Genomic DNA, 17,870 nt, shown 5'->3' on the forward strand with positions numbered 1-17,870 from the left:
ATTACCCCACCCTCTCAATAAAGATTTCGTTTAATGTAGGCTCCAGCATTTTAAAGTTACGAATTGGAATCGAATGAACTTCGAATCGGTTCAAAAGCTGAATTGCTTCTTTATCATTCCTAACTCTAATAACGATATCTGCTTGTTTTGTTTCAAAAGGTATATTCCATTCATTAAGTGCAGTTTCAATAGTTTTATTGCTTGATAGTGATAGATTGCGATACCCATAATTTTGTTTAATGTCATCCAATCGCCCTTTAACGATGACCTCTCCCTCTTTCATTAAACAAATTTGTTCACAAAAACTTTCAATTTGCTCCATGCGATGACTGGACAGGATCACTGTTTTTCCAGCTGTGATTTGCTCTTCTATGATGGAAGACAATAAATTAGCATTCACAGGATCTAACCCACTAAATGGTTCATCTAAAATTATCAATTCCGGATTATGCATTAATGTTGCGATTAATTGAATTTTTTGTTGGTTCCCTTTTGATAATTCACTAGCCTTTTTGGTTTTATATTTAGCTATATCAAGTTTATCCAGCCAATAGTCAATTGCATCATCGGCTTGTTTACGGCTCATTCCTTCAAGTTCACCAAAATAGCGAAGTTGTTCGTTTATTTTACTTTTTAAATACAGTCCACGCTCTTCAGGAAGATAGCCGATGGAAACCTTGGATCGGTCAAGTCGCCCATCTTCCCATGTAATCTCACCTTGATCTGGCGTTAACAAACCTAGCAGCATTTTTATAGTAGTTGTTTTTCCTGCACCATTTCTTCCAAGAAGACCGAGTACATGCCCTTTCTCTAAGGAAATGTTTAAGTTTTGAACTGCTTTTGTTTCCCCGAAGGATTTACTTAATTGATAAATGTTTAACCCCATTTAATTGATTCTCCCCTTTATTTATTTCTTAAAAACTAGATTTCAGTAATGATAATTTGACTGTCTTAATCTCCATAATTTTAATAGGAAAGCAGAGTACGTCATCAATACCGGAATCGTGACTACAAGGAAAATATGAAACAAGCCCTGGAATATCTGCTGAACCTTTTCTATCTCAACCAATCGCCCCATCAGGTTCATGAGAATCGTAAGAAAGACAAAGATAATGCTTGTAAAACCTAAATTCACTTTCCCTTGTTTATACTTTTCCAATAAAGTTGTCTGGTCGGAATAAATAGGTTTCGTCCCAGGAGCAGCAGTAAAATAGTGAATAACATTCCCTACTGTCATAACATGATTCCACCCAGCTGCTGCAAACATATCAAAATAATCAATACTTTCTTCTTTTGTCAGTTTTTGATAATCGATGCAATATTGAAGCTCTTGTTTTTCTCCTCTGCATAATTTATACCCAAAACCGCAAAATGCTGGAGATTCCAGAAACCAACCTTCCTCTGCCAGTTTACTTAGATGTTGCATTTCCTTTGTTTCGGAAAAGGCTAACCCTCTTCCAATAATGAAACGTTTATCTTTCCATATCATGTTCACCAGCCCCCTTTAAAGATTTAAACGCTTCTATACCATGTTCCACCATTTGCTTTCTCCTTTTAATCTCGCTGCACAAAAGTGCCTTTCCTTTTTCCGTTGCTGTATATGTTTTTCGACGGTCATCGTCCGTTTCATCCTGGACAATGAAACCGGCGTTTTGAAGTTTCTTCAGTAAGGTATATAGAGTTGCCGGCCCAATCGTAAAATCACCATTTGTAAGTTCTTCTATATATTTCATAATGGCATATCCATGCTTTGCCTCCAGCACTGATAGCATAATGTAATAAGCCGGATCGGTTAACTGGTTCATTTCCATCGAATTTGTTCTGGACAAAAAAAACACCTTCCGTACTTTTTAGTTTATATCCATAATGGATATATCATTAATTGATATAATAAAATTTACCATTTTATTTGTCAATCCTTTTCATCAAAATTGGTTTAAACAAAAAAAGAATCGTATCTATTTATAACGGTTTACTTTAGAGGTGAGAGATATTTAAAATAAGCGGAAATTTTCCGGTTAGACTGCAGAATAGAACTCGGTTCGGGATAAATAAGCGGAGGTTTTCCGATTAAGCAAAGCAAAATCACCCATTTTCACATTTTTCGAGTCAATAATCGGAATCCTTCCGTCTATTTAAGGTATTTTCAGTGTTATTTCCTCAATAAGAGAAATTTCTCCGCTTATTTATCAAACTCGCTTTAGCGTCTAATGAACTTGTACAACTTACGGTTGCTTTAGTAAAAAAAATAAAAAAAAAGGCTTAGAGATTAACGGGTTCTGTTTTCGAGTACAAAATCCTAAAAAGTATATGAAAAAGGGTATCAAATCGCAACGATTTGGATACCCTTTTTTTATTGATATAAATGGATTTTTTAATAATTGGGGTGCGATTTGGTATACCAAATCGCACATAAAAAATGGATGTTACAGAAAGTTCTGTAACGCTGCTAATACATTATCTTTTTTCCACTCGAATTGACCGTTGTGTTAATTTACTTTTAAAGGAAGTGAAATCAGTGAAATTTATAGAACCTAAATACTCTAAAGTAGAACCCATTGAATATAGGCTATCTGAAAAAACCCGTAAACTCGTTAATTACTATGCAATTTATACCGGCCTGACAGATAGCCAAGTGTTAGAAGAATTCCTTCAAAATTTATTGGAGGATGAAGGATTTATTGAACACATTAATTCTTTAAGAAACAATATCCGAATTAAGAAGGAGTTTGGTTTAGCTAATGAGTAAGATGAAGAGATTGGCCACTGCAAATGATGCACTATTGCAGATTGATAGCCCTTTTTCGGAAGATGAATTATACGACAGAAACAGTTTATATGATGAACTGTCACCGAAACAATTCAGAGCACGCTTTAGTAAAGGAATTTTTCAACCTGTTAAACTCGAGTTAAATGGGAAGACATACACAATACAAGTGAATCACTGTGCGAATCCATTTTGCAAACATTATGGCTTGGAACAAATGAATTACAAAGGAAAAGCTAAGAGGTATAAATTGTCGGGTAACGATGCTGATAAGGTTATCATTTGCGGAAATGATAATCGAGATCCAGGTGGAATTCCGTCACTGAATTGTACAACACGTACTATGTCAAATTGGTCAGTGGCTACTGAAATTGAACGATTAAACAGAATTAACAATGTTGTACCAATTGAACCTGACTATGTTTTTCATAAAGAAACTTGCCCTTTAAAGACAACGCCTTTTTCAAATCCAAAAGACTTTTACAAAAGGGGAACCAGTACCTCGAATTCACAACGATATCAGTGTAAAACTTGTAAAAAATTAACTAATGTATTACCAGATAAGAAACGTAATACAGGGTATCACCAGCAAAGAAATGATGTATTAGTTAAATTTGCAGATCACTTGGTTAATCACGTTGCTGTATCAAGAACTTGCCATTTATTAAAGATGGGTCGAGGTACTTATTATTCTAAACTTGAGTGGTTATATCGATGTTGCCTAGAATTCTTAGAGACCAGAGAAAAGAGAGCTTTTGAGAAGAAGGCGTTCGATGAAATATGGGTAAATACAGATAAGATGATGTATGTATTAAACAATGTTAGAAAAAAGGGCGAATCCATTAAATCCAAGCCTTCTTCAGCGGAAAAACAATTGCCAACCCAAGTCGTGATTAGTAGTGAACATCATTCACGGTATGTTTTTAGAGCCGATGTTGGTTTTGATTGGGAAATCACAAAACAACAAATTTTAGACGATACCTTATTTTACAAAGACGATCATTTAAATGACTTTTTAAGTAAAAATGCTCGTTTTAATCAATATGGGATACATCCAATAAAGCCTACTCAAAATGATACTCAAACAACGCAAGAGTATTTCCGGCAGCTAGAGGAATACAATAAGAGGTTTGTATATGTTGATGGATTACACGTTAATCAGACTTATACAACAATGGGACACCTCTGGCTAATTAAACAAATAATTAATTCTCCGAAGTGGCGTTTTATTACGGATGACGATAATTCATTGATTACTTCTATAAATCGTATCTTTACGGAAGAAATAAAGAAAAAATATGCTTATTTATTTATTTGCAGAGTAAATAAGACTCTTTCACGAACTGACGCGTTTACTGAATATATTCAATCAATTAGAGACTTAAGGGAATGGGGAAAATTAAAAGGTATTGAAGAAAAAGATGTACAGCTTTTAGCATATTACTTCTTAGAGGAACAACTTAAGACACACAAATTCCATAAGGAGAATTTCACTTCAAATGGTGATACCTACAACTGTTACATCAAAAATCCGATTGAACATCCACTTGGTATGAAAGATAGAGGGAAAAGAATAATCGATTGCTTAACTGATATGACACATTTACCAACTCGAATCCTTGCACAGTTTGTTGATAAAGTTAACGACAACTCCGTTAATGCCTTTTTGCAGGAAATAAGAAGGTGCCTGTCTGTATTAGAAAGACCATTAGTGACTTCTCGTGGTGACGGGAAATCCTATATTTACAGTAACTTCAATCCAAAGTATGCACAAATGAGCATTACGATTCTCCGTACCTTTTATAACTTTTGTCAACCCGTTAAAATCGGAAATTTGGAAAAGACTCCGGCACAACATTTAGGAATCGCAAACAAGGTATATAAGTGGGAAGACATTATATACAAACGATAAAAGGGACACAAAAGAATATCTAGGTGGATAGAAAAAAAACACTGGCAAACAACTGAACTGAATCTGGATTAACAAACAAGACCGACTCAAATTTTAGTTCGAGCCGGTTTTCTAATTTATGTCATCTTCAACTAAAGCAACCCGTTCGTTCAACAACGACTTTTACGATTTAAATATGACACTCCTTCTATGATAAACATTTATAATTCCCCATATTAAAAATAAAGGAATAGAAAAAACAATACCCAATAGGGATAAAACTGCTAAATTATCAATACTCCTATAAGTAATAAAGATAAACCATTTATCATCCCCATTACCTTCTCGATTTAAGTCAATGAACCGGGTTTTTGGTGCCCATATTTTTCTTTCGTATTTAAACTCTGGTTTTGCTGTACCGGGATAATTAAATCTGTCTGCTATATTCTCTATATTGTAAATTTCAACTTTCGAAACCTGGTCTGTTCCTTGAATCAAAGACTTAATTTTATCTTGCTTTTCCTTTGAAATGGTACTGTTAACGTCGCTTAAAATCATAGAAATATCATTGTTTATTTTATGTCGTTCATTCTGATTGATTTTTTCAATAGACATAATGGTACCAAATATAAGGAGGCTCAAAACAAGAAAAAATAATGCACAATAGAGTAATCTTCTTGCAAATAGTTTTTGTGCAACAAATAATTGACCAATAACTGTTTGAATTTCTTTTTCTCCACCGAAACGTTCAATCGCAATCTTCACTGCGTCTGTTTCTGTTTTGCCTTCTAATTTTAATTCGTGTACAGCCTCTAATAAATGGTTCTTCATTTCTATTTTTAATTCGTTTATATCTTCTTTATTTCCGTCAAAATTTTGATAAACTGAATCTATAAATACATCAATTTGTCTCAATTTCGGTTCCTCCTTCCAAAAAAGAATCCATTATTTTTTTTACAAAACGCCATTCTGAACGTTTTTCTTCAAAACACGTTTCTCCAAGTGAGGTAAGTTTATAATATTTTCTTCTCCCCCCTGGTCCTTGTTCAGCACCCCAATATGATTCAATCCATTCGTTTTTTTCCAATCTTTTCAAAGAAAGATAGAGTGTGCCTTCCTTTATTTCGAATTGTTCTTCACTTTTATCCCTAACAAATTTAGCTAGCTCATAACCGTACATATCTTTTTTATGTAAAAGGGATAAAATCAAAGTATCTATATGCCCTTTTAAAACCTCTTTATTAACTTCCAAAATTTACACCTCCATATAAATAAAATATATTACAATGTACTCTATAATACAAGGTATTATTTATATAAATTTATTATTCCTTGTTTAATTAACCTCCGTTAAGTGTAAATCTTCACCAACTTCTTGTTTCAAGTTCAATACAAATCTCCATAAAACATTCTAAAAATTCAAACCCCCATATAAAGAAGCACAGTGAACAAATCACTGTGCTTCTTCTAATATTATTTTACTGCGATTTTCAATGTTATTTAACGTGTGAAATAAGGTGCGAATTATGTTTTTGTACTTCAAAACAGAACCCGTTACTTAGAGATAAGTCTTTTTTAGACTGTGCAATAACAATGAATTGGAGTGTGAAATTTATTTGATTCGATTTACCGTTTTCCACCTCACAAGTAAACTGTGTTTATCTAATTACTCGTTACTTTTTTATCCTTTATGTTTGAAACATCAAGCACAATAAAGCAATAAAAAAAACCCCAAGGACATTTTATTCCTTGAGGTAAGAAAACTAATTATTCTTCCGCCACTTTTAAAACTTCTTCCTTTTTTTCTAGTCATTACATTTGCCAATGCATCCGGAAGTGCAATTAATGCCGGAATAAAGATAGGAAGCAGTACAAAGCAAAGGACTATCAGACCAGTAATGACAGCTATAGACAATTCAGATAAAGGTACTATTCCAGCAGGCATCAGGGTCGCAAAGGTACCGCCCAGTATGATGACTGCTGATATAATGACTCCACCTGTGTGCTTAGATGCTAACACAATTGCCTCTTTAGGTGAGAGATGCGGATATTCCTTAAAGCGCATCATTAAGAATATGCTGTAGTCTACTCGTGTATCCATTGAGGTGTTATCTGGTTTAATGAAGTGGATAATTGATTAATCGTTTGCTTCAATGCTTGATAATTAGGATCACTACCAGAATTGGTGTAACTGTTACCTAAAGCGTTATTATCATCGATAAATTCCTAAATTGTCAATTTAGAAACAAGATGGTTGTCCCTTTGTTTTTACTGATTTGTAATTTTTCCAAAGAACAGAGCATCGTAATATTTATCTTCTATAAAATAGTTATCTTTTAATCTACCTTCTAACTCATATCCGTTCTTTTCAAGAATACGAGCTGAACCAATATTTGCATCCACTACATATGCATATAGCTTGTGAAGATGAAGTGATTGAAATGCAAAATCAGTCATCAATGCAACAATTTCTGTCCCATACCCCTTCCCCCAATGATCTCTGTGAAGCATATAACCGATTTCGGCTTTGTTTGCTTCTTTGTCAAAATTGAAGATCATGGCTGTTCCGATAATTTCATTAGTGGATTTTAGAACAATAGATGCATACAGATGGGTACCTTCCGCTTCACGATTTAACATTAATTCAATGTACTCGCGAGTTTCATCCAATGAATTCATTAAATTCCAACCGATAAATATAGACACTTCAGGATCTGATGCATAGCTATGTATCTCTTGTGCATCCTCTGTGCTTAAAGCTTTGAAATAAATCTTTTCCCCTTCTAATGAATGAAATAATTTAGTATTCATCTTTATCCTCCTTGAAAAAGATTTGTTTGCAACCTATTACTAAATTCATTTTACTCCAAACAGATAAACAAAGGGACGTTCCTTGTGTTTTTTGAAAACACAAGGAACGTCCCTTTGTTTTATTTCATTTTCCCTACTACTTTCACTCTTAATCTTGTTGCATTTTCCGGATGATAGGCAAGCGGAGTTTCTTCCACTTCCACTAATTCAATCGTTTCAGAAACCGCTCCAGCTAATACGGATTGTTTCACCGCTTTGTCTTGAGCGTCTTTTAATGAATCCTCGCGTGGTTCTTTAGAATAGATATAAATCTGTTCATATTGCCCGCTGATTTGAGCAATGGATGCACCAATTGCATTTGCTACATCCCCATTTTCAGGTTTAATAATTTGGGATACTCCGCGTATAGTATCCGGAATGATGATACTTCCGCCACCTACTAGAACGAGCTGAATGTCTTCTGATGAAGTTTTCATTTTATCAATGGCTTGCTCCACTAAAGAAGAAATTACTGATAGTACATCTTTGGCGAACTGTTCTTCTATATGTGATACTAAACTCTTATCCCCTACATCAGCCATGCCTAAACGAACAGCAATATCTGTTGTAGTAAGGGTTTTCCCACCAAAGACAAGCGCTTCCTGCCCAATCATGTATCCAACGCTATCTGGGCCAACCGTGATCCTGCCATTATCTGCTCGAACAATGCTTCCGCCGCCTAGACCAACAGAAATAATATCCGGCATTCTAAAATTTGTGCGAATATCGCCGACTTCAACTGCTACAGATGACTCTCTTGGAAAACCGTCTTGTAAGACTCCAATATCGGAGGTCGTACCACCAACATCAAGAACCATGGTATTTTTGATTGATGCTAAATAGGAAGCACCACGTATACTATTAGTTGGACCGCATGCAATCGTTAAAATAGGAAATTGTTTAGCATATTCGATGGACATCAAGGTGCCATCGTTCTGGCATAAATATACTTCCGCATCAAAAATTCCTTCTTCTTCTAACGCCTGCACAAACCCATTTGTTGTCGTTTCAATTACCTTGCATAAGGCCGCATTTAATATAGTCGCATTTTCACGTTCAATTAAACCAACAGAACCAATTAATGAAGAACAAGATACCGGAAATTCTTCTCCATATACTTCATGTATCATATCTCGAACCATGAGTTCTTGATCATTTTTGATGGAGGAAAACACTCCGACGATAGCTATCGATTCCACTTTATCTTGCCATTCACCTAGAATTGTTTTAATTTCCTGTTCGTCAAGTTCACTCAATATTTGCCCATCGTACTCATACCCGCCATGTACCAGAGCATAATTCCCTGATAACTTTTCAATCATATCTTTCGGCCAAGCTGTATATGGAAGAACAGAAGCAGTAGCAGGATATCCTAGACGGATCACACCAACTTGAGCTAGTTTTTTACGTTCTACTATAGCGTTTGTACACTGAGTTGTCCCTAACATCGCATGAGTGATTTTCGTCTTATCGATATCTGCTTCTTTTAATAAGTTTCGTAAAGCTGTTTCAATGCCCGTTTTAATATCTAAACTTGTTGGTGATTTAACATTATGAATCAGATTGTGATTTTCATCTAAAATAATCGCATCTGTATTCGTTCCACCAACGTCAATTCCAATCTTATACATTTTCAACTACCACCTTTTTAACCAATTCCTCAATTGGAACATAATCATAATCATACCCAAAGTATTTTGGACCTGCTGTTTCGATTCCTTTGTCCGTTCTCCATTTTTCATGAGCTGGCAATCCTAGCACTCGAACGCGTTTTCCATATTTTAAACTTTCTGTTGTAACAGGTAATAAAGTTTCATAATCTACTAGACAAATCAAATCCGGGGTCATACCGACAACTTGATCATTTTTTTCTGCGATAAGATTTTCATTTTGAAAATGGACCTTCATATTTTCGTCTTTATTTATTTCAATTCCTTCCAGATTCATTTTCCCAAGGTTAAATCCACCCCTCGTTTCTCGAATAACATCGACAATTTTCCCTTGGAATAATTCATATCCAGAAACTAAATTTAGTAATTCTTGAAGTTTCTCGTTCGCGTCTTTATCTTTTGATGCAATAATTTTACCGATTTTTTCAGAAAGCGTAATGATATTATGGACTCCACTCTTCTTGATCTGTACGCCGGTTGTAGGATACAAACTAACTAAAGAACTGGCCCCCATCTCAACCGTTGCTGTCCTGGCTAAGCGTTCCGTCCATTTATTATCAATCGTTTCGAAAATCCCGATGTTGCCTTTTTCATCCGTAATCGCCATCGGTGTTGCCGAAATACCATCCAAGTTGAATGTCACCATTTGTAATTCCGGGAAGGCTCTTCCCATACCGTCACAGTCAATGAGTGGTAAATCCAGTTGGGCCGCTACCACAATCGGAATCATCGAATTAACCCCGCCAGCTTCCATTGGGTACGTTCCTGTGATCTTTTCTTTTCCTAAATACTTAGCCAGCTTTTGAAAAACTTTAACAAACTCGTCTCCACGTGGGAATTTTTCTATTAATACAGAAGGTGCCCCCATCATTGCAGCTGGAATAAAAAAGTCTTCATCTTCTATTTCATCTACTGAATACAATTTAACTGGTCCATTTTTTTCAATGGCTGAAAGAGCCATCAACTTTCCTATATAAGGATCTCCTCCTCCGCCTGTCCCTAGGAAGGCTGCTCCTATCGCAATATTTTCTATAGCTTCTTTATCTAAATATCTCATCTATTTTCCTCCAACATAATTGTTTTTTGTACAGATATACGATGTCCGAAATAATAAATAACAAATGAAATGACAATCCCAATCAAGGGCTGGTTAGGTATTTGCGGCAAACTAGGGAATAAAGAGAAAACAACTGGAATACTAGCAATAACAGCACCAACAAGCCAAGAATAAATACCTAAGCGGTTTACGCCTTCCACTTCTCTCCAACTATTTTTATCCCCTTTGTTCATCACCCAATAAGAGGCAATCATGACACCTGCGACTGGTGGAATCATGGCTGATAAAATCGACATAATCGGTGTAAAGTAATTTAATATGCCTACTACAGCAAGCAATGTCCCAACCATACCAGCAATTCCAACCGCCATTTTTTCTTTTTGCTTGGAAATGTTAAAAACATTTATGAGCGCAAATCCACCTGAGATCGCATTCACCAAATTTGTTTTCCATGTAGCTAAAATCAAAGCAATACCACCAATAAATGGTGTGGCTATATCCATAAAGACAGCAGTAATATCACTTGTTTTATAGGCGATTGATAAAACAGCACCGATGCCAATCATAAATACACCAGCTGGTATAATTCCAAAGATTGCTGCCTTCAAAACATCTGAACGCTTGTTGGAAAATTGTGAATAATCACCCGCTATAACTGCACCTAATGCAAATGATCCAATCGTTACTGCCAGCCCATTCATAAAACTCATATTCCCTTTAGGCTTGTAGTTCTGGATAATTTGTAAATGATCTCCAGTCAATGTTTGAATTAACCCAAATGCACAAATTACAACTAATAAAGGAACGGCAATATAACTTAATACACGCAGCACTTTAATACCGTAAATTGCTGAAATAACCATCACCAAGCCACTTAAGAAAGAAGCTAACGGAACGGGCATATTCATGTGGTACACGGCTAACAAATTTGCTACCGCAGCACCACAAACATTGGCCTGAATTCCAAACCAGCCTAAGCAAGCAACCGCCAGAATAATCGATATTATCGTCCGAGATCCTTTGTTACCAAACACTTGTCCTGCAACTTGAACGGTTGGCTTTCCTAAATCACTGCTTTGAATCCCTTGCAAAATCATGAGGAGTACTACTATGGAATACCCTACAAAAGCTACGAATAATGACTTAGATAGGCTCATACCAGAAATAAGCGTATTCCCTACTAAAAGACTCGGTATGCAAATCATCGCTCCAGCCCAGATAATCCCCAGACTATACCACGACTGATTCTCTCCATTTTTTCTCATATTGCCCCTCCTTAGTTCTTGATTTTCCTTATTATAAAAGAAGGTATGGACGCAAGTCTTTTTCTAAAATGAAAAAAAAATCCGCAATTTTGTCATTTCCGACAAAACAGCGGATGATTCTAACCAGTAATTAATCGATAAATCATACAAGCTATATACACATCGTAGAATTCAGAAAAAACCGTTACATCATTTCCAATCAGTTCACTAATCTTATTGATTCGATACTTCACGGTATTTTTGTGAATAAAAAGGAGTTTCCCACACTTGTCGAAATCCCCATTCGCATCCAAGAGAAAAGTCATTAAAGTCCTTAATGACTCTTTATCATTTAAAATGGGAGCAATGACGGAAAAGCATTCTTCAATCATTTCTTCTCCTTGTTTACTCAAATCAATGGCGCGCTTCATCGACCTGATTTCAGCTGCCGTATATAATTTACGCATTGGATAGATTAGGTGGACTTTCCCCCCTACATTATTGACCAATTGATACATGCGACGTACATCTTGCGTGTTTTTCATTTTCGGAGAATAAACAATTTCGGATATATGAGAGATATAATTCGTCGTTTCAATAAACTCGTTAGCTATCTCAAACTCGTGGTATTTATATAAACAATTCCCCAAAAGAACAATAATGCAATCATCAATGATTTGAATCACTCTAGTGTTATAATACTTCGAAAGCTGCTCTTCTAATTCTTCTCTTATTGCCTTTTCTTCTGAGAGATCGTTAATATAAACCATCCACATCATTTGAATAGCAGAGACATCGATGTGAAGCAAATTACCTAATCTGCGCATTTTTTCGCTTTCATCATTTATAATCGCTTTTACTAAAGCATATTCACTAACTTCATCATGCTTGTCTCCCCATAGATTAATCGCGACTTGTACCACTTCACTAACTTTTTCAATGGTCTTAGCCGGCAATTTTGAATTCTCCTTAATCAGAAACAAATAAAGGAGCTCTCCGTTTTTTTGGTGAATACTCTTGTACTCAATGAAACAAGCTGGAGCACTTCTATCTAATTTTTGGTACTCCCTTCTATTATTCAGATTGGATTGCAAAAATTCCTCGATAACTTTCGAAACATCTAAAGATGAATTGCGCGGCCACATTACTTGGTTCACAATCTCGTAATGTGTATTCGTCAAAAGAATATTTGCTTTCAGGCGATCAGATAACATTTTAAGAGTAATTTCCACACTCTGCAGATGTTCTGGCAATAAGGAAACCTTTTCTAACGTCTCCTTAACAAAGCTATCATTAACGGTCTGATTACTCACAATCGCTTCCATCACTTCATAGATTACTTCATTATAACGAAGAGAATAATCGTTTTTAGGCATACAAATGATAATAAAGTCTTGAGAGTCTGCTAATTGCAGTACCTCCTCTGGTATCTCCGGCAAAACAATTCCCACATAATATAAAATGAGACCTAATTCCCCTAAATCATGTAAGTGTTGAATGGTCTCGCATTGTTTTTGTATACTATCTCTAATGGAATAAAAAGAGCTAATGACAAGCTCTTCCGCATACCACTCTTCTTGAACCGTTTGGATGATGTTAGAGAAAAAATCTACATTCGAAACTTCTAACACAGATAAAGATGACACGGTTCGATTAAGATTATTTTTACCAGTCAGCACCTCTGCACCCCTAAAGGATGGCAATTGCAGCAAATCTTTTACCGTTACCCCATTTTCATTCACCACCACTTCTGCACTATTTATGTTAATACTAATCAGAATCGATCATTAGAAACCCATTTAATTCCAATCACATTAGCCTTATATCATCAATTAGTGCATCGATATCTTCTTTTTTTGTTGCCCAGCTTGTACAGAATCGAACTACCGTTTCTCTTTCATTAATCTTACTCCAAAACTCAAAACCGTATTTCTTACTCAAATAATCCAGTTGTGTATTTGTAAGAATAGGAAATTGTTGGTTCGTAAACGACTCTCCATATAATTTGATCCCTTTTTCCTCAAATGCATGTTTTAATTGTAATGCATAGTTTACTGCGCTTCCGCAAATGTCAAAATATAAATCGTCTTCAAAGAGGACAGCAAACTGGATACCTAATAGCCTGCCTTTTGCAAGCAACCCACCACGTTGTTTCATGATGTACCTAAAATCTCTTTTTAATGGATCCGAACATATGACAACTGCTTCTCCAAACAGAGCTCCACATTTTGTGCCGCCAATATAAAAGACATCACATAAATTTGCAATATCCTCAAGTGTCAAATCATTATTTGGGCTTGTCAAAGCATACCCCAATCTTGCTCCATCTAAAAATAATGGAAGGCCAAGTTCACGACAAACCTTGCTTAATGATTCTAATTCTGCTTTCGAATAAAGAGTACCATTTTCGGTAGGATTAGAGATATATACCATCCCTGGTTGGACAGCTGATTCATGCATTGGATTATTCCAATGCTCATCGTACATTTCTTTTACCTGTTCGGCCTGAATTTTCCCATCCTCACTAGGAAGTGTCAGTACTTGATGTCCAGTAGCCTCTATTGCGCCTGCTTCATGCGTAGCTATATGCCCGGAAGTTGCACTCACTACCCCTTGATGCGGTCGTAATACAGATGCAATAACAATAGAATTGGTTTGCGTTCCACCTACAAGAAAATGAACATCTATATCCTCTTTTTTACAGGCTTTTTTTATTTTTTCAATGGCATTCTTAGAATACTCATCATTCCCATATCCTGAAGATTGCCTAAAATTTGTATCTATTAATTTATCTAAAATTTTCGGATGGCATCCTTCTAAATAGTCACTCTGGAAATTAATCATTACATTCACCCCTAGACATTATATATCCTGAAAATTTCAAGTATTGATTATCAAATTTTACTACTGTAATGCACCAAAATCAAAAATTACTTTTTTATCATTAATACAACATCATCGAAGTGCAGGAAAATTTTTATGCTTCCTGGGGAGTTTAATATTGTTAAATGTAAGAAGTTAGAAAATATAAAGTAAAGGAGATATCCACTTTAGATAAGAAAAATAAAACCAAGACTTAAATGCAAAAAAAAGGTAAATCAATAAAGGACATAACATATTTTATATGACTAATATGTTATGTCCTTCTTTTCTTACTGTTGAAAGATTTTTGATAGAATGATAATCTCAAAACACAGTATATGTATATTTATATAAGGAGCTAATGCCATGCCTAATATTTCTCTTGCTGAAGCTGTAAAATTAAAGAGCTTATTATCCAAAAGAATACATGAATTAGAAGAAGAAATGGATCGTGTAGCGTTTATAGAAATTGAAAAAGGAAGTAAAGTTCCGAAACAAGTTCGTACTTTAACTGATGTCGAACTAGATTTAGAAGAAGTCCGAAAAGATTTTCGTTTACTTGACAAACTCATGTATAAAGCGAATATCGAAAACGAAATTGCTTTTAATGATCAATTATTTACGATTGTTGAAGCAATAGAACTTGCTACCCAGTTACGTGCTAAAGCTCGGAAATATAAGGTATACGGCACAGCACCTAAAGAGGAGTTTCCTTATTCTTATTGTGAGGGTGTATCTCTTCTTAAAGTTGCGATGTTTGATCCAGAAATGTATCGGTTACAAGGTTTAGAAATTGAACGCCAAGCTAATCGACTGTCTAATTTAATTAATGCCAAAAACTATTCCATAGAATTAAATTTTGATAGTGAAAAATATTTCTAAAACCTTGAAGCGGTGAGACTCCACTTCAAGGCATAGAAGGAGATGTTTTTGTGTACTCAAGTACAATTGTAATTGCAAACGGTAAAACCAATAATCCAATTACCAATTACATTCTTACCTGTTACCGATAACCATCTTTAGTAATGGATGGTCGATGACCAATTCCTCCAATTAGTTATTAAATCTCCTTCTATGAATCCTTCATCCATATTGGATGGAGGATTTTTTTCTGTAATTAATCGTTATAGAAAATGTTCTATTTTAATGATATTTATTAAACTAAACTCCAGTTAGCGTAAGTACAATTTTTAACAATCTGTATTTAATTTACCTTAGATTACCTAAACGTAGTTTATAAACTTCGAGATTTGGTGGCTTTGATCCGGGTAGCATGAGTCCACTAACTCTAATCATTTAATATCATTGAAAAATTGCTGTACAAAAATATTCGTTTACATCTGTCCATTGCCCCCCTAATTAATCCATAATTTTAAAAAGCCCCTAAGGATGGTTTTAATATTTCAAGTTTATTTTTAATTTAAAACCTTATTACAAGCTCCCAATTTATAGCCTTTGAAAACTAAATTAGAGGCGATAGATAAAGCCACAGTCATGTTAACGAGTTCAGTTTTGAAGTATAAAACTAAATTTATATGGGGTAATAACAAGTTAAATCTCATACAAAAAACACCGAAATTAGTACGGTGTTTTTTGTATGTCTTTATTATTTATTCTTGTTTAACTAAAGCACCCTTTAGTTGAACAAGAAAAGTGACGATTACTCAACAATCGCGCCCGATTGTGGAAGATGATTTATGTTTTCTTATTGAAGATACGCACCCGTTGAAGAATGAAAATAAACGTTTATCTCTATTCATCATTTTGAGAATAGCTAATTAAGTCTATTTGAATGTTTTTATCAAATCCTAAAACGAATTTTAAAGTATCATTTCCCAAAATCTTTGATTTATTTTTACTAACATCGTGATCCAGCACTTCAATATTAAACAAAACATGATAACTTACATAGTCGCCTTTTTTCCTCTTGGAAACTTCAAAATTTTCTATTCCGTATCCAACCGAACTATCTTCTGCCATTTTATAGTGCTGTTTTATAGCCTTCAAAATTTCTGGTGTAAAAATATCCATAATTAAATTATCCTTAACGCCACCCACATTTTGTTCAACAGACGCATTTGTAGATACTAAACCTTTCGAGCCATAAGAGAAAAAAACAATACACTTACAATGGATAAGGTTAAAACAACTTTTATTGGAATATTTACCCTTTTAAACAATATATAACACCTACCCATCTTAGACTTTATTAAATACTTATTCCGATATTGGTTAATTTAGCATTGCTTGTCAGATGTGTTTTTCTTACCATTTACTAAATAAAGACACAAAAAAATGGACCGCTGTAACAGTCCATTATTGTTCAGTTCTTGCGCCCGATTTTTGAATAAAAGTTAATGAGGATTGTTCCACTAAACTGTCCCTATAGCCACCCATGAATCGAAAAAATCATCGCTTTACCACAAAGAACGAAAGTAGAGTTTTTGTGGTAATACTGATATTGCGACATGAGGTCTAATTTTAGGCTCAGCTTTTTTTAAAATTTAAATTGCTGGGTCTACTTTAGCATTGTCTTTTTTAGATATTCACTGTTTTGTACTTTCATAGTAGTTACAGAAGAAAAGCTGTCCGAAGATAGCAATTCAAAACATATAAATCAAACCAGCTATTCCTAGTGAGATTACTCCTAGAAGACCAGAGTATAATGCGATTTTTGTTCTGAACTTTCTATGTTGTACCGTTTCTGAAAAAAAGTTTGCTCTTTGCTGTTGTCCATCTGTCCAAGCTCCTAAGAAAATTCCTGATAAAGCGATACCCAATAAACCGATAATGAGAAACACCTGGAACAACCATATCCAACTCCCTCCATACTTTAATCATTTTACGTTTTATAATTGATTAGGTTTCATTAATTTCCAACAATTAGTTATGTTCTTGTTACGCTAACCTGCCCCTTTTTTTAAGTACAATTTTTCACCTTATCTGAACTAATTTGTTTAATTTAGTTGTAATAGGTGTATAGGCTCACCTTTAAAATTTGGTATACTTTCTGGACCAGATGAGTCTTTTCCTATACCACTACTGCATATGCTTCACTAATGTATTTTTTGACTTTTTATATTGATTTTATAATAATGTTTACTATGTGTTTAAAGCCATATCTAACAATAAAAAACGCAAATATCAAAGCAATTCTAATATCTGAACCGTGTTCTTTAAAGTCAATCATATAAAGGACTGATATTAATATGAATATCAGTGATTGTATAGTTACAGCGCTTTTAACTTTTAATCTACGTACATGATCCATTTTTTCTGAATCTATTTCTTCTAAAGGTGAATCGGTTAAAAAATATACTGCTTTAGACTTAAATTTATTTAAGTGCAAGTAAATAAGCCCAATTATTTGACATAAAATCATAAGAGTAAAAAGCACTCGAAAAAAAATAATCATTCTTAAACTCCCCTTTTTTATTGTCTAAATAATCTAAATTATATAGTATTTATATTCTTCATGAAAATCCAATATATATTTAAAAATCCTTATTTTGGACTATTTTGCAGTTCA

The 17,870-nt window shown here is 34.6% G+C and carries 18 protein-coding genes; 3 read left to right on the forward strand and 15 right to left on the reverse strand.

Features of this window, described 5'->3' with window-relative positions:
- Position 1: 1 nt before the first annotated feature.
- The 3 genes from AN964_RS22680 to AN964_RS22690 are packed head-to-tail and all read right to left on the reverse strand — an operon-like array spanning position 2 to position 1,829.
- Positions 2-886, reverse strand: a complete 885-nt coding sequence (locus AN964_RS22680) for an ABC transporter ATP-binding protein (protein ID WP_055742075.1) — start codon at positions 884-886, stop codon at positions 2-4.
- A 42-nt stretch (positions 887-928) separates the two neighbouring features.
- Positions 929-1,489, reverse strand: coding sequence for a DUF2812 domain-containing protein (locus AN964_RS22685; protein ID WP_055742076.1), 561 nt, complete (start codon positions 1,487-1,489; stop codon positions 929-931).
- Entirely contained in the window at positions 1,473-1,829 is a 357-nt protein-coding gene (locus tag AN964_RS22690) for a PadR family transcriptional regulator (RefSeq protein ID WP_055742077.1), read from the reverse strand. The genes AN964_RS22685 and AN964_RS22690 overlap by 17 nt, the downstream gene beginning before the upstream one ends.
- A gap of 689 nt (positions 1,830-2,518) precedes the next feature.
- Here AN964_RS22690 and AN964_RS22695 point away from each other — a divergent pair.
- Both AN964_RS22695 and AN964_RS22700 read left to right on the forward strand, forming a co-directional pair.
- Positions 2,519-2,749, forward strand: a complete 231-nt coding sequence (locus AN964_RS22695; protein ID WP_152982454.1) for a hypothetical protein — start codon at positions 2,519-2,521, stop codon at positions 2,747-2,749.
- Positions 2,742-4,679, forward strand: coding sequence for a hypothetical protein (locus AN964_RS22700; RefSeq protein WP_055742079.1), 1,938 nt, complete (start codon positions 2,742-2,744; stop codon positions 4,677-4,679). Before AN964_RS22695 ends, AN964_RS22700 begins: the two co-directional genes overlap by 8 nt.
- Positions 4,680-4,841: 162 nt before the next feature.
- Here the strand turns inward: AN964_RS22700 and AN964_RS26945 are convergent, their stop codons facing one another.
- From AN964_RS26945 to AN964_RS22745, 9 genes are all read right to left on the reverse strand, one after another.
- The gene (locus tag AN964_RS26945; protein ID WP_055742080.1) at positions 4,842-5,573 is read right to left on the reverse strand and encodes a permease prefix domain 1-containing protein; all 732 of its coding nucleotides are present in this window, start codon (positions 5,571-5,573) and stop codon (positions 4,842-4,844) included.
- Complete coding sequence (locus tag AN964_RS22710; protein ID WP_055742081.1) at positions 5,560-5,910, reverse strand: PadR family transcriptional regulator; 351 nt, start codon at positions 5,908-5,910, stop codon at positions 5,560-5,562. The genes AN964_RS26945 and AN964_RS22710 overlap by 14 nt, the downstream gene beginning before the upstream one ends.
- Before the next feature lie 450 nt (positions 5,911-6,360).
- The gene (locus AN964_RS22715; protein WP_083489520.1) at positions 6,361-6,759 is read right to left on the reverse strand and encodes an MMPL family transporter; all 399 of its coding nucleotides are present in this window, start codon (positions 6,757-6,759) and stop codon (positions 6,361-6,363) included.
- A 167-nt stretch (positions 6,760-6,926) separates the two neighbouring features.
- Entirely contained in the window at positions 6,927-7,469 is a 543-nt protein-coding gene (locus AN964_RS22720; RefSeq protein WP_055742083.1) for a GNAT family N-acetyltransferase, read from the reverse strand.
- Positions 7,470-7,588: 119 nt separating this feature from the next.
- Positions 7,589-9,139, reverse strand: coding sequence for a hydantoinase/oxoprolinase N-terminal domain-containing protein (locus tag AN964_RS22725; RefSeq protein ID WP_055742084.1), 1,551 nt, complete (start codon positions 9,137-9,139; stop codon positions 7,589-7,591).
- Positions 9,132-10,235 (reverse strand): S-methyl thiohydantoin desulfurase family protein, encoded by a 1,104-nt coding sequence (locus tag AN964_RS22730; protein ID WP_055742085.1) that lies wholly within the window; start codon positions 10,233-10,235, stop codon positions 9,132-9,134. Before AN964_RS22730 ends, AN964_RS22725 begins: the two co-directional genes overlap by 8 nt.
- Positions 10,232-11,500 carry a cytosine permease gene (locus tag AN964_RS22735; RefSeq protein WP_055742086.1) on the reverse strand — a complete coding sequence of 423 codons (1,269 nt, stop codon included), beginning with the start codon at positions 11,498-11,500 and terminating at the stop codon, positions 10,232-10,234. Before AN964_RS22735 ends, AN964_RS22730 begins: the two co-directional genes overlap by 4 nt.
- Positions 11,501-11,619: 119 nt before the next feature.
- Positions 11,620-13,221 carry a PucR family transcriptional regulator gene (locus tag AN964_RS22740; protein ID WP_244885902.1) on the reverse strand — a complete coding sequence of 534 codons (1,602 nt, stop codon included), beginning with the start codon at positions 13,219-13,221 and terminating at the stop codon, positions 11,620-11,622.
- A gap of 67 nt (positions 13,222-13,288) precedes the next feature.
- Positions 13,289-14,323 (reverse strand): threonine aldolase family protein, encoded by a 1,035-nt coding sequence (locus AN964_RS22745; protein WP_055742088.1) that lies wholly within the window; start codon positions 14,321-14,323, stop codon positions 13,289-13,291.
- Between the two features lie 384 nt (positions 14,324-14,707).
- On the opposite strand from AN964_RS22745, the gene AN964_RS22750 reads away from it, so the two are divergent.
- Positions 14,708-15,223 (forward strand): hypothetical protein, encoded by a 516-nt coding sequence (locus AN964_RS22750; protein ID WP_055742089.1) that lies wholly within the window; start codon positions 14,708-14,710, stop codon positions 15,221-15,223.
- 870 nt (positions 15,224-16,093) lie between these two features.
- Here the strand turns inward: AN964_RS22750 and AN964_RS22755 are convergent.
- From AN964_RS22755 to AN964_RS22765, 3 genes are all read right to left on the reverse strand, one after another.
- The gene (locus AN964_RS22755) at positions 16,094-16,372 is read right to left on the reverse strand and encodes a hypothetical protein (protein ID WP_055742090.1); all 279 of its coding nucleotides are present in this window, start codon (positions 16,370-16,372) and stop codon (positions 16,094-16,096) included.
- A 572-nt stretch (positions 16,373-16,944) separates the two neighbouring features.
- Positions 16,945-17,142, reverse strand: coding sequence for a DUF5316 family protein (locus tag AN964_RS22760; RefSeq protein ID WP_244885908.1), 198 nt, complete (start codon positions 17,140-17,142; stop codon positions 16,945-16,947).
- A gap of 275 nt (positions 17,143-17,417) precedes the next feature.
- A complete protein-coding gene (locus tag AN964_RS22765; protein ID WP_055742092.1) occupies positions 17,418-17,756 on the reverse strand; it encodes a hypothetical protein in 339 nt (112 codons plus the stop codon).
- Positions 17,757-17,870: the final 114 nt, after the last annotated feature.

Source organism: Heyndrickxia shackletonii, from assembly GCF_001420715.1.
GTDB classification, from domain to species: Bacteria; Bacillota; Bacilli; order Bacillales; family Bacillaceae_C; genus Margalitia; species Margalitia shackletonii.